Source organism: Streptococcus porcorum (assembly GCF_053203725.1).
In genome coordinates, this window is the sequence record NZ_JBRUDG010000003.1 from 34440 (window position 1) to 47269 (window position 12830).

The window sequence follows — 12830 nt, forward strand, 5'->3', positions numbered from 1 at the left end:
TGATAAAAGGAGTGTTTGGAAAATAAGGGGATTTACTTTACTTCCTCACACTCCTATAATCTCATTTTTAAAACCTTAGCGAATCCCTTTTGCAACTAAGGTCTCTAACTCCATCAAGCGTTTTTCAAAGACTGCAAAAGCCTCATCAAGATACGTGGCATCTAACATATCCACACCCGCTTTTTTAATCACATTAAGGGGATAATCAGAATTTCCTGCTTTTAGGTAGTCTAAGTAGCGCTCTTTATCCTCTGCATTTCCATGAACTATTTTTTCTGCTAGGTAACTTGCTGCTGCAAATCCAGTAGCATACTGATAAACATAATAATTATAGTAAAAATGTGGAATTCTAGCCCATTCAAACTGAATTTGGGGATTTTCTTGGGCAGAAAGACCATAATATTTTTCATTTAAAGTTGCGTACAACTCGCTAAGATACTCACTTGTTAAGACCTCGCCTTCTTGATCAGCTTGATGGATCAAGTCCTCAAACTCTGCGAATTGTGTTTGACGAAAGACCGTTGCTCTGAAGCCATCAAGGTAATTGTTGAGGATAGTAAAACGTAATTTTTCATCCTTGATTTCTTTTAACAAGGTTTCGGTTAAAATATTTTCATTAGTTGTGGAAGCAATCTCAGCTAAAAAGATACTATAATCTCCATAAACATAGGGTTGATTTTCACGCGTAAAAGTCGAATGTAGGCTATGCCCTGTTTCATGCACCAAGGTAAAAAGATTATCCAAGGTGTCTTGCCAGTTTAAGAGCATAAAGGCATTAGTATCATAAGATCCCCCTGAATAAGCTCCTGAACGTTTTCCTTTATTTTCATAGACATCAATCCACCGTTCATTAAAAGCACGTTTGACACGACTGGCATACTCTTCTCCAAAAATAGACAAGGTTTGTTCTGCTTTTTTCAAAGCCTCGTTATAGGTAAAGTGATAATCCGTCTCAGCTAACGGGGTATAAACATCGTACATCTTAAGCTCATCTAGTCCCAAAATCTCTTGACGTAGCTTGATATAACGATGCAGTAAAGGCAAGTGGCGATTAACAGTTTCAATCAACGTCTCATAAACCGCCTCTGGAATATGGTTGCTCGATAAAGCTGCCTGACGAGCCGAATCGTATTGACGAACCTTAGCTTTATAGTTATGTACTTTTACATTGGTTTGTAGGGTTTTAGCATAAGTATGTTGATATTGCTCATAAATACCATACATGGCTTCATAAGCTTCTTGACGAACCATACGATCCTTAGACTCCATCAAACGAATGTAGTTGCCATGAGTCAACTCAATCAAATCACCCTCACCATCTGGTACATATGGAAAGCTAATATCTGCATTATCTAAGATTTCAAAGGTTTCTCCTGCAGCACTAAATATTTCTTCTGCCCCTGCTAGTAGCTCTTCTGCTTCTTTGCTTAAAATATGGGCTTTTTTACTCAGCAGTTTTTCAAAAAAGTGAGCATAAAGAGCAAGCTCCTGCTCTTCTGCTATAAAGTCAGCCAATTTTTCTTGTGTTAGTGCCATTAATTCTGGCTCATAAAAAGCATAAGCCTGACTACATTGAGCATAAAGATTCATGGCCTTAGCTTGATATTCTTGATATTTAGCAACAGTTGTATCCTGATCATTTTTCATAGAAGCATAAACATAGAGTTTTTCCAACCGACGCTCCACATCTAGCTCTGTCTGTGTGATCTTCAAAAGAGAGGCCGCGGAATCTAAAAGGTGTCCTTCAAAGTCTGCAGCCTTCTCCAATTCACTCGCTAAATCCTCAAGTGCCTGCTCCCAATCCTGATCTGTCGCAAAAATAGTGGTTAAATCCCAAGTATCCTTTTCCTTCAAATGTGCGCGATTTTCTGACATGTTGTCCTCCTTTAGCCGCATCAAACGGATGATTATTATCATTTTATTTTATCATAAAAAGCTGGTGGATAGAGGATTTGCCTTTGTTTTTCCTTTTGACGCTGATAATAAGTCAAAAAATGTTGATAATACCACCCGATTTGCTCTTGTACTTGCAAAAAACCAGCCTCAAGAGAGGGAGGTCTGACTTGCGGGAAAAAAGCATTAAGGTCTTGGTTTAACAGATTTTGTCCTTTAAGATAACAGGCCTCCTGTTCTTTTAACCAGCGTTTTGAACCATAAAAAAGCTGGCGCTGAATATAAGTTTTAATCCCCTTATCTACCTTTACCTCTAAAAAAGATAACGGCTGTTTTAAAAAAGGTAGGCGTAAAACAGCAAGTGAAAAATCAGATAAGCTCCAAGATTTCTCCAAGTAATGAACCTTTCCACGCAAGTCCTCATGAATAAGATATTTTAATCGAATCTGAGAAAAATCAAGGTCTAACTCCCAGAGATAAAATCCCATATTTTTAGAAAAATAAAGTAGATGACGATGAAGAGACGTCAACTTATCTTTTAACCAAAGTTCTTTCCCTAAAAGCCAACAAACATAGTAACCCGCTTGGTGATAAGCAAGTGTCCGTTCTTTTAATCGTTTCAAGGATAGACGACTGCATTGAACCTCTAGAGCAATACGATGATTAACAAGGACATCTGCAACTTGTGACACTTCTTTAATCGGAGCTTCTAAGGCGACCTCCTCTCCTTTAGCTAATAAAACCTGATATAGCATTTCTTTTAAAGCAAGGTGTTCTTGACTTTCATTTTCAGAAAAAAAGTGACAGTTTTTAAGAGAAACATGGGCAAAATGCGCACGCATCACCTCACCTTGTCGCAAGCGGACAGGATTTTGACAAAGTGGACAGAAAAATTCCTGCCTTTTGGCAGGAATCTCTTGTAGTAAGTTGATCATCTGTCCTTTCTGATTTCTTGCTTGTAACATAGACTCCTCCTTACTCACTTTATTCGAAAATTAATCCAAATAAGTCTTTAAAAGAAGTTGCTCTTCATCGTTTAAAGGGCGATAGGCTCCGACTTGCAAATTCGGATCTAACCTAAAACCTCCAAAGCTGACCCGTTTTAAAAAAATCACTTTTACACCATAAGCTAAGAACATTTTTTTCACTTGATGAAATTTTCCTTCTGAAATTGTAATAAAGGCTCTGCTTTCTTGAACATTAGCCTCTACAATCTTCAACTCTGCTGGCTGACAAACTCTACCATCTAAAAATCTCACCCCTTTTGCAAAAAAGTCTACAGCATCATCTGCTAAAAAGCCATTAACTACCAGCTCATAGGTCTTTTTCACATGATGTTTTGGGTGTAGCATTCGATAACCTAACGGACCATTATTGGTTAGAAGTAATAAACCTTCCGTATCACGATCTAGACGGCCAATCGGATAAAGCCCTTGACGGAAATCTTTTTTATCTATCAAATCAATCACTGTTTGGTGATTTTTATCTGTGACAGCCGTGACAACACCAGCTGGTTTATTTAGGAGATAATAAACGGCTGGCTCAAGCTCAATAGTTTTCCCAGAAACAGTAATATCTTGTAGATTTGGATCCACAATCTGACTAAGCCGCGTTGCCCTTTTTCCATCAACCTTAATTTGTTTTGCTTTAAACAACCTTTTCACTTGATTCCGTGAACCAAGTCCCGCTTTTTCCAAACATTTATCCAATCTCATACTCTCTATTCTAACACACAAACATAAGCCTTGTCTAAGGGATGAAATGTGATATAATACTAATTAGTAATATAATAAAGGAGTTAACTTATGGGACTTTTACAAGATGGCAGATGGGTGGACAAATGGTATGATACCAAGTCAACAGGTGGCAAGTTTGTCCGTACTGTCACACAATTTCGTAACTGGATTACACCTGATGGACAAGCGGGTCCGACAGGAACAGGTGGTTTTAAGGCTGAGTCGGGTCGCTACCATCTCTACGTTTCTCTGGCTTGTCCTTGGGCTAGCCGAACGCTTATTATGCGGAAATTGAAAGGCTTGGAAGAGCATATCTCACTTTCTATCGTTCATCCCTTGATGTTGGAAAATGGTTGGACTTTTGCGGATGGACCTGGCGTCATCAAGGATTCCCTCTTTAACAGCGACTATCTTTATCAAGTTTATTTGAAAGCTGATCCACACTATTCTGGTCGCGTCACTGTTCCTGTCCTTTGGGATAAGAAAACCAATACCATCGTCAGCAATGAATCTGCTGAAATCATGCGGATGTTCAACAGTGCCTTTAATGATATTACGGGCAATCATGACGACTACTATCCAGAACACCTACAAGCTGAGATTGATGCCATGAATGACTTTGTCTATCCAAACATCAACAATGGCGTTTACAAGGCAGGTTTTTCAACTAATCAAAACGTTTACGAAAAAGAAGTCAAAAATCTCTTTGTTGCCTTGGATAAACTGGAAGAACATTTAGCAGATCAGGACTATCTGGTTGGTAACCAGTTGACAGAAGCAGATATCCGACTTTTCACAACCTTAGTACGATTCGATCCTGTTTACTTTGGGCATTTCAAATGCAATATCAAGGCCTTGGTTGACTATCCAAACCTGTGGAATTATACCAAGCGGATTTACAACCATGCTGGTATTGCGGAGACGGTTGACTTTGACCATATCAAACAGCACTACTATGGTAGCCACAAGACCATCAACCCAACTGGCATTGTTCCTGTAGGACCTGATTTGGATTGGACACTTTAGAGTCAAAAGGGAGGTGACAGCCTCTCTTTTTATAATCCAGATTTTTACGAAAAGGAGATTTTTATGTCTGACATTAAGGCAAAACGTGTATCCAATTACGAATTGTTTTATGATTTGGTCTTTGTATTAGCCACTTCTTCTCTAACAGGCTTGCTACATGGGGACCACATTGGTTTTAAGGAGATAGCGACCTTTATCACTGCAAACTTGATTATTATGAGTTTGTGGATCGATGAGACTATCTACCTCAACAAGTATGGTGAAAGAGATGGTCTAGATATTTACACTATCATTGCTTCTATGTTTGTAGTAGGGCAGTTATCTCTAAACTTTAGTAATGATTTTGAGCAGACTGCTCTACCATTTTTTATTTTTATCAGCCTAGCCTATGGGCTAATTTCACTTCAGTATTATCTACGTGGGAAACGTATCGGTTTTACTAATGATATTAAAAATAGTCTATACATGTACGGAGCTTATATTCTTGTCTTTCTCCTATCTTGTATTGCCATGGCTTTGAATGTCTGGACTTACGATGAAAAAAGTTTATTAGTTTTCTACCTTCCATTTGTGATTTCTTACTTGTTCAAAGATAAACTCAGCCATGATGTGATGAACTTTCCTCATATCGTAGAACGCTGCCAGCTGATTACTATTATCACCTTTGGTGAAACAGTTATTGCTATTTTGAAGAATTATCCTATTCAAACGCACTTGCTAGCAGGTATCTTCTTCTTCCTAGCTATGGCCTTCTCATTTATGTTCTACATTTCGCAAACCTATCTTAATATCAATCACCATCAGAAAACAAATGTTGCAGTATTACTTTATGCTCATATGGTCTTAGTTTTAGGAATTAACTTCTTTACCGTTGCTGTGGAAGTCTTATATGGTGAACATGCTAGCTTTGGTTTACCTTTCCTACTTATCGGATTCTTTCTCTACTATCTCGGCATCCTTATGACCACTCGTTATAACCAAGACCTTTATCGACTTGGAAAGGCAGTTTGGTTACAATATGCCTTCACTTTGTTAACAACCATTACGCTGCTAATCATAAGTCAACATCATTTACTTCTTATGGCTATCATATTAGCTATCAGTTCTTACACGATGGTTAGAATTACCTACCGCCATCGAACCTCAGTTAGAGAGAGTTTAGAAGAATAAGAATAACCGACTGCCTAGAAAGGTGGTCGGTTTTTAATTCTTATTTTGTCAATTTACTCGCTGCAGCTTCGTCAATAATGAGGACGACATCCTCATGGTTTTGAAGGACACTTGCTGGAACTTCCTCTGTCACGGGACCTTCCACAGTCGCCTTAATAGCGTCAGCTTTTTCCTGACCATAAGCCATGAGGACAATGGTCTTGGCTGCCATAATGTTGGCGATGCCCATTGAGATAGCTTGTTTTGGTACATCTTCTGAGTTGTCAAAGAAGCGAGCATTAGCTTCAATGGTTGACGGCGCCAAGTCAACCAAGTGGGTCTGACCATCAAATGGAGCACCTGGTTCATTGAAACCGATATGGCCATTGCGACCAATTCCCAAAATTTGGAAATCGATTGGATGCTCTGCCAATACGTGATTATAACGTTCCACCTCAGCTGCAAGGTCACTTGCTAAGCCATTTGGTAAATAAGATTTCTTAAACGGTTTGGCAGAAAAGAGTTGTTCTTTCATAAAGTAAGCGTAGGATTGGTCGCTCTCCTCATCCAAACCAACATACTCGTCCAAGTTAACAGATGTCACTTCAGAAAAATCTAAATCACTCTGGCGAATGTTTTTGTAAAATTCGATTGGGCTAGAACCAGTCGCCAAGCCAAGAACCTGCGCACCAGTTGCCAATTTATTTTTTAATAAGTCAAAGGCAATCTCTGCACCTTCTTGTTGACTCTTTACAACGATCACTTTCATAAAAACCTCCTATTTGGTATAGACCGATAACTGATAGTTTTATTTTATGGTATAGACCAATTTTTGTCAAGTAAAAGGTTTGAAAATTAATAAATCCTCATCATATCATTTAAAACTGACGGATAAGAGTGAACATGGTATAATAGATGAGCTAAAATACTTGATCTAAGGAGACTATTTTGAATACTAAGGATTTTGATTTCCACTTACCAGATGAGCTGATTGCACAAACCCCACTTGAAAAACGGGACAGCTCAAAACTGTTGATTATTGATAAAGAAAAGCAGAGCATGACAGATAGCCATTTTGACCATATTATCGATGAACTCAATGAGGGAGACGCTTTAGTCATGAACAACACGCGCGTTCTTCCTGCTCGCCTTTATGGTGAGAAACCTGATACCCATGGTCATGTGGAACTGCTTCTCTTAAAAAATCTTCATGCAGACCAATGGGAAGTTCTCGCCAAGCCTGCCAAACGCCTAAAAGTTGGCAGTCAAGTGTCTTTCGGTGATGGACGCTTGATGGCAACTATTGTTGAGGAATTAGAACATGGTGGACGTATTGTCGAATTCTCCTACAAGGGTATTTTTCTTGAAGTTCTAGAAAGTTTAGGTGAGATGCCTCTTCCTCCCTACATTCACGAAAAATTAGAAAATCGTGAACGGTACCAAACCGTTTATGCTAAAGAAAATGGCTCTGCGGCTGCCCCAACCGCTGGTCTGCATTTTACTCAAGAGCTGCTTGAAAAAATTGAGGCTAAAGGGGTTAAGTTGGTTTATCTGACCCTTCATGTCGGTCTTGGCACCTTTAGACCAGTCTCTGTTGAGAATCTTGATGAGCATGAGATGCATTCTGAGTTTTACACCTTATCTCAAGAAGCTGCTGATACCCTAAACCAAGTCAAAGAAAAAGGAGGACGTATCATCGCAGTTGGGACGACTTCAATTCGTACGTTGGAAACCATTGGACAAAAGTATCAAGGTAAACTACAAGCTGAATCTGGCTGGACCAATATCTTTATCAAACCAGGTTACCAATTTAAAGTTGTTGATGCTTTTTCAACCAACTTTCATCTTCCAAAGTCAACTTTGGTCATGCTGGTTTCAGCCTTTGCCGGTAGAGAATTTACTCTAGATGCCTATAAACATGCCGTTGAGGAACACTACCGCTTCTTCAGTTTTGGTGATGCCATGTTTGTAAAATAAAAATGACTCAAAAAGCTCCCTGATGGCTATCAAGGAGCTTTTTTTATTAATCGATAAAGAACGCACGAGGCCCATCATAAGTGACGTTATCACTAAAAGCCATATAAACATTAAATAATGGTGCAAAGAAAATATATAGCACCGCTTGAACTTGTGATAATCCAAAAGCACGCGCATAAGAATAGTAGAGGTAAACTCCATAAACTTGACCTACCAAAGGTACGATCAATAGGAGAGCAAAAATACCTTTTTCTTTTCCAAAAGTAATACATTGTTGGATATAAAAATTATAAATTGGAACAATTGATTTCCAACCCGCATATCCAGCCTTACTAAAAAGAAGAATATTTGAAATAATCGTCAGAATCCACCAGATAAATGAAAAGATTACTGACACACCCCAAAAACCTAAAAATAATCCATTAACAAATGTCTCTTCCATTTTTATCACCCTTTCTATAATTTTATTATATCAGTATTATTTAAATAATACAATAGAAAAAGTAAAAATAAAGAGATTAACCCCACTGATTCGGTTAATCTCTCCTATTACTGATAGTCTCGTTCACTTTAATTCATATTGACACGGTGCCATTCATTAATCACATAAGCTAGCTGACCCACTTGCAGAAGTCCCTCATTACTAATTTCTGTACTATATTCAGTCGAACCACCTAGTCCAGCTGTATATAGGGCGATTAAATAAGGTACCTCTTCAAGTACAATGGCATCCACATTTAAAGCCTCACCAACATATCCAGGTTTTTGATAAATCGTTAAATCATTCAGATAAGTTTTATAATAAGTTCCTGGGAAAGATTGACCCAAAAATGATAAGATATCAGAATATTTCTTCTGATGTTGCCATAGGTAATTTAAGACTTGAATATAATAGTCGGTAGTTGTCTTATTTTGCCGGCTAATGGTTTTAATCTCTGCTTTTGACTCTCCATAACGATCGAACATACTGTAGGCTTTATCCATACCACCTAATCTTTCGGCAAGAGCATAAGCTGGTGTATTTTCAGAATAAACCAAAGAATATTCCTGCATGTCTGGGATAGTCATCTGACCATTGAAAGCGGAAACATAAGCATCATGCTCTCCCTCATACTCGTAAGTTGTTCCTGTAATGTCAAATTTTTCATCTAAACTTAGATTACCCTTTTCTACTTCGTCAACGACTAACATATTAAGAGGTAATTTATAAGTACTTCCCGCAGTCATAACTTGTGTGTCATTCATTGAAAAAGTTTCACCAGTCTTGGTATTTTTATAAGAAAAAGCAATGCTAGAATGTGGAATGCCATGCTCATCCAAATAAGCTTTAATCGTATCTTCCAAACTCAAGTGTGCATAGTCATAGTATAAACCGTAAGATGACATCGTCGCTAAATCAGCTTGCATCACAGAATCTTTTGCTGCTTGACTTTTATTTGTCTGCTTGACAGTCTCTTTCTCCACACTGGTATCAGTCTTTTTACCACTAAAAATGGATTTAGTGGTCTCAGAGATTAAATCACCTGTCACTAACTGAAGCAACCAATTCTCCACTGTCTGCGTGTCTTTCTCTTGTGCATAAACAAGGGAAGATTGGCTAATAGAACCCATGGTCACCACTAGGGTGAGTGTACTCTTACAAATAATTGATAAAACTTTTTTTCTCACAATAATTCTCCCAACCTTCGTATTATAAAAAATTATTTCTAAAATAGCAAGCCCTATTTACTTTTTTATAATATATCATTAGTTTTTTATTAAAAGATAAAGTTTTTGTTAAATATTTTACAAAAAAATAAAAAACAGAGACTCATCTCGATATCGGTAAATCTCTGTTTTTGTGTTCAAACTAATGCTTACTTTATCACTGTTTATTTAGCAGCTTGGTACAACTCCTCAACCTTGTTCCAGTTGATAATCTCAAAGAAAGCCTTGATATAATTTGGACGAACATTGCGGTAATTTAAGTAATAAGCATGTTCCCAAACATCAAGCGCCAAGATTGGTTTTTTCCCATCCATAATAGGTGTATCCTGGTTAGGCGTTGAAAGCACTTCAAGTTGACCTTCTTGATTTACAACAAGCCATGCCCAACCTGATCCAAAACGAGTTGTTGCAGCAGCTGTAAAAGCTTCTTGGAAAGCTTCAAAAGAACCAAAAGTTGCATTAATTTCAGCTGCTAATTCTGCTGAAATCTCTGTTTTTTCTGGAGAAAGTAATTCCCAAAAGAGTGCATGATTGAGATGACCACCACCATTATTAATCACAGCTTGGCGGATATCAGCTGGAATTTGTTCAACATCGGAAAGAAGAGCTACTAAGTCCTCACCAATTTCTGGATGTTTTTCTAGTGCTGCATTGACATTTGCCACATAAGTCGCATGGTGCTTATCATGATGAAGTGTCATTGTTTCAGCGTCAATATAAGGTTCTAGAGCATCATATGCATACGGAAGATCTGGTAAAATAATTGCCATGTTGGTACCTCTTTCATTATTTCATCTGACATAATCATAACGCAAAAAAGTGATGAATTCAAACAATCTGCTTAAAGAATAGACATGATTTTCAATAAAGCAACCTCAAATAGATAACCCTTTTCCAAACGCCCTGTTTTGATATCACGGTCGGTTTCAATCAGAAGTAAGAGACTCTTTTTTAAAAAATCCACAGATAAGGCCCTAGAATCTCTAATAGCAAATCGTACCTGATAAGGATTAACACGGCGCCCTAAATAATCAGACAGCTCTTTTACAATCTGATTTTCTGATTGTCCTTTTTGTAGCAACAGCTTTGTTTGTAAAAACAATCGAAATTGTCCTATTAAAATAGACAACAACTTCACCTCATCTTCTCCTTGCAAGACTAAATCCTTAACTAAATCTCTTGCTTGATCTACTTTTTTTGTCAACACAAAATGAATCAAATCAAAAAGATTATCTTGTAACGTTTTAGGAATAGCTTCTGAAATATCTTGCTGACTAATCTGACCAGAAGATTTGTAAGATGCCAAAAACAACAAGTTCTTTTCCAGCTCACTAAAGTCAAAGTTTGACTTTATCAAAAGCGTATCAAATGCCCCTGTTTCAAACACCAGCCCTTTTTCGTGGGCTAATTTTTGAAAATAAGTTTTTAACTCAGCTTCCTTTAATGCCTCAGCTTCAAAAATCATGGCATCGCGCTTTAATAGTTTGACCAAACGGCGCTTACCATCTAACTTTCCTGGCGCGAAAATCAGCAATCGCGTGGTCTCAACAGGTTGTTCCAAATAAGTTTCAAACTGTTTTGCTTCAGTATCACTTAAATAGGACTTTTTCTGGGTGGTTAAATCCAACACGTGATCTAAAATAACCACCTTTTGATCTGCAAAAAAAGGTAAACTCTGTAAATCCATATCAATAAGAGAATAATCCGTCTCTGCTAGATCAAAATAAGAATAGGTGAGGTCCGCAGGATCATAAGCAATAGCTTGAAGTAAGGCTTGTTTCATCACCGCAAATTGACCAAGATCCTCCCCTGTGACAAGAGTAATCTGTGGAAGATGATCGCGCTTTAGTTTTTTTATTTTTTCAATCGCTAACATAATATCTATTATACCAAATCTAAAAATAAAACAGGAAGTGAAGTGGGGATCCCTAAAAATCTTCATTTCCTGTTTTTATTTTACATCATAACACTATTTATCTTTTAATCAACTGGCGGAGTTGTTCAAAAAATGTCATTCCTATAAGAACAGCTATCGTCGTGAGTAAGCCAATATAAAACATGATGTCCACAAAAGGATAATCTTTGGTTGAAGATTTAGAGCTAAATAGACCTTTTTTGACAAGAGTTGCTTTGACCCCTTTTGGAGGTGTCAACAAGGAAGAACTGCTAGAAGATTTCAGGTGAAGATAGCCATCTGTCACTTCTAACTTAGGTTTACTCTCTCCTTTTTTAATCAGACCATACAGATTATTATTAAGGTCATAAGTTTGACCAGCTAGTTCATACTCTCCTTTTTTGGCTAATAACTGATAAGAAAAATCTGAAAAACCATGCTCCAGTAAGGTATTCGCAAAATAATGACGTGTATAAACCCCTTCTTGATTATTCCAATCTCCAACTCCTAAAACAATACTAATCAACTGGCGATTATTTCGTTTAGCTGTTACGATTGCATTAAAACCAGCATTAGCACTAGAACCTGTTATCAAACCATTGACCCCTGACATCCCAAGACCCTCTGTATCGCCTTCAAGTGAGTGGTTATAGGAGGTAAGAATTTCTTCAGATGCCGTCCCTTTTTGGATGGTATAGGTCGTCTGCTCTGTGTAGGTTAACACCTCTGGATAATTCGTTAATATATCATAACTTAAAAGAGCGAGATCTCTAGCTGTCGTGACGCTTTGAGTGGTCTCTCCATTTAGTGATGCAGCACCTGTTTCGTTGACAAATTTAGTGTGCAACATTCCTAAATCCTTAGCTTTTTGGTTCATACTCTCAACGAAATCAGTGCCTGTCAAAGTCTGTAGGGTAGAAGCTAAAGCTATTGCGGCATCATTAGAAGAAGAAATCAAACTTAGCGCTACTAAGTCTTCAACAGTGTAATAATTAGGGCTGTAGCTAAGAGTGGTATTGATATTAATTTTCTTCTCCAATTTCAATTGCCCATTTTCAACAGCCTCCAATACAAGATAAACTGTCATTAATTTTGTTAAGTTAGCTGGATCACGGCTAAGCTCACTATTGTTTTCTTCTAAAATTTGACCAGTCTCCAAATCAACAAGAATATAAGCCTTTGGTAAATCTGTCTTAGATACCTTATAACCCGCATCCTTGGTCATGGTCAAAAGATCCTCTGCCTGAATCCTAACAGGTATGAGTAACCCGCATAGGATTACAATAAAGGCTAATCCTAATTTTTTCATCACATCTCCTCCATCCTAACTTCTTATCTATTCTACCATAATTTTTAATACCATAGATTTCAGATTAACGACATTCAAGTGCCCTTTCTTTACACCCTGCTCTCATACCTTATCTAATAACAATGAAACCACTATTTCT

The 12830-nt window shown here is 37.6% G+C and carries 12 protein-coding genes; 3 read left to right on the forward strand and 9 right to left on the reverse strand.

The features are described 5' to 3' along the window. Window positions 1-75: 75 nt before the first annotated feature. Genes pepF through ACVRWY_RS01310 form a run of 3 tightly spaced genes read right to left on the reverse strand, consistent with a single transcriptional unit; the run spans window position 76 to window position 3608 of the window. Complete coding sequence (gene pepF, locus ACVRWY_RS01300; RefSeq protein WP_354367351.1) at window positions 76-1875, reverse strand: oligoendopeptidase F; 1800 nt, start codon at window positions 1873-1875, stop codon at window positions 76-78. A 38-nt stretch (window positions 1876-1913) separates the two neighbouring features. Beyond that, on the reverse strand, window positions 1914-2858 hold the full coding sequence (locus ACVRWY_RS01305; RefSeq protein ID WP_354367353.1) for a competence protein CoiA: 945 nt from the start codon (window positions 2856-2858) through the stop codon (window positions 1914-1916). Window positions 2859-2888: 30 nt separating this feature from the next. Further along, window positions 2889-3608, reverse strand: coding sequence for a pseudouridine synthase (locus ACVRWY_RS01310; protein WP_354367355.1), 720 nt, complete (start codon window positions 3606-3608; stop codon window positions 2889-2891). Between the two features lie 90 nt (window positions 3609-3698). Here ACVRWY_RS01310 and ACVRWY_RS01315 point away from each other — a divergent pair, with 90 nt between their 5' ends. Continuing rightward, on the forward strand, window positions 3699-4655 hold the full coding sequence (locus ACVRWY_RS01315) for a glutathione S-transferase family protein (protein WP_354367357.1): 957 nt from the start codon (window positions 3699-3701) through the stop codon (window positions 4653-4655). A 63-nt stretch (window positions 4656-4718) separates the two neighbouring features. Continuing rightward, window positions 4719-5825 carry a low temperature requirement protein A gene (locus ACVRWY_RS01320; RefSeq protein ID WP_354367359.1) on the forward strand — a complete coding sequence of 369 codons (1107 nt, stop codon included), beginning with the start codon at window positions 4719-4721 and terminating at the stop codon, window positions 5823-5825. A gap of 40 nt (window positions 5826-5865) precedes the next feature. Here ACVRWY_RS01320 and ACVRWY_RS01325 read toward each other — a convergent pair whose 3' ends face one another. Continuing rightward, entirely contained in the window at window positions 5866-6573 is a 708-nt protein-coding gene (locus tag ACVRWY_RS01325) for a glucosamine-6-phosphate deaminase (RefSeq protein ID WP_354367361.1), read from the reverse strand. Between the two features lie 179 nt (window positions 6574-6752). Between ACVRWY_RS01325 and queA the strand changes: the two genes are divergently transcribed. Beyond that, window positions 6753-7781, forward strand: a complete 1029-nt coding sequence (gene queA, locus ACVRWY_RS01330) for a tRNA preQ1(34) S-adenosylmethionine ribosyltransferase-isomerase QueA (protein WP_354367363.1) — start codon at window positions 6753-6755, stop codon at window positions 7779-7781. Between the two features lie 46 nt (window positions 7782-7827). On the opposite strand, the gene ACVRWY_RS01335 is transcribed toward queA, so the two are convergent. From ACVRWY_RS01335 to ACVRWY_RS01355, 5 genes are all read right to left on the reverse strand, one after another. Then, window positions 7828-8223 carry a DUF5684 domain-containing protein gene (locus ACVRWY_RS01335; protein ID WP_354367365.1) on the reverse strand — a complete coding sequence of 132 codons (396 nt, stop codon included), beginning with the start codon at window positions 8221-8223 and terminating at the stop codon, window positions 7828-7830. 128 nt (window positions 8224-8351) lie between these two features. Next, entirely contained in the window at window positions 8352-9449 is a 1098-nt protein-coding gene (locus ACVRWY_RS01340; protein ID WP_354367367.1) for a serine hydrolase, read from the reverse strand. Window positions 9450-9652: 203 nt separating this feature from the next. Continuing rightward, window positions 9653-10258 (reverse strand): superoxide dismutase SodA, encoded by a 606-nt coding sequence (gene sodA, locus ACVRWY_RS01345; protein ID WP_354367369.1) that lies wholly within the window; start codon window positions 10256-10258, stop codon window positions 9653-9655. Between the two features lie 71 nt (window positions 10259-10329). Beyond that, window positions 10330-11364, reverse strand: coding sequence for a DNA polymerase III subunit delta (gene holA / locus ACVRWY_RS01350; RefSeq protein WP_354367371.1), 1035 nt, complete (start codon window positions 11362-11364; stop codon window positions 10330-10332). A 97-nt stretch (window positions 11365-11461) separates the two neighbouring features. Then, entirely contained in the window at window positions 11462-12691 is a 1230-nt protein-coding gene (locus ACVRWY_RS01355; protein ID WP_354367373.1) for a DUF1958 domain-containing protein, read from the reverse strand. Between the last annotated feature and the right edge of the window lie 139 nt (window positions 12692-12830).

Coding starts and splice junctions, on each gene's coding strand:
- ACVRWY_RS01320 (WP_354367359.1), top strand. CDS start 4,719: ATGTCTGACATTAAGGCAAAACGTGTATCCAATTACGAATTGTTTTAT.
- ACVRWY_RS01305 (WP_354367353.1), bottom strand. CDS start 2,858: ATGTTACAAGCAAGAAATCAGAAAGGACAGATGATCAACTTACTACAA.
- sodA (WP_354367369.1), bottom strand. CDS start 10,258: ATGGCAATTATTTTACCAGATCTTCCGTATGCATATGATGCTCTAGAA.
- ACVRWY_RS01335 (WP_354367365.1), bottom strand. CDS start 8,223: ATGGAAGAGACATTTGTTAATGGATTATTTTTAGGTTTTTGGGGTGTG.
- holA (WP_354367371.1), bottom strand. CDS start 11,364: ATGTTAGCGATTGAAAAAATAAAAAAACTAAAGCGCGATCATCTTCCA.
- ACVRWY_RS01325 (WP_354367361.1), bottom strand. CDS start 6,573: ATGAAAGTGATCGTTGTAAAGAGTCAACAAGAAGGTGCAGAGATTGCC.
- ACVRWY_RS01355 (WP_354367373.1), bottom strand. CDS start 12,691: ATGAAAAAATTAGGATTAGCCTTTATTGTAATCCTATGCGGGTTACTC.
- ACVRWY_RS01315 (WP_354367357.1), top strand. CDS start 3,699: ATGGGACTTTTACAAGATGGCAGATGGGTGGACAAATGGTATGATACC.
- ACVRWY_RS01310 (WP_354367355.1), bottom strand. CDS start 3,608: ATGAGATTGGATAAATGTTTGGAAAAAGCGGGACTTGGTTCACGGAAT.
- pepF (WP_354367351.1), bottom strand. CDS start 1,875: ATGTCAGAAAATCGCGCACATTTGAAGGAAAAGGATACTTGGGATTTA.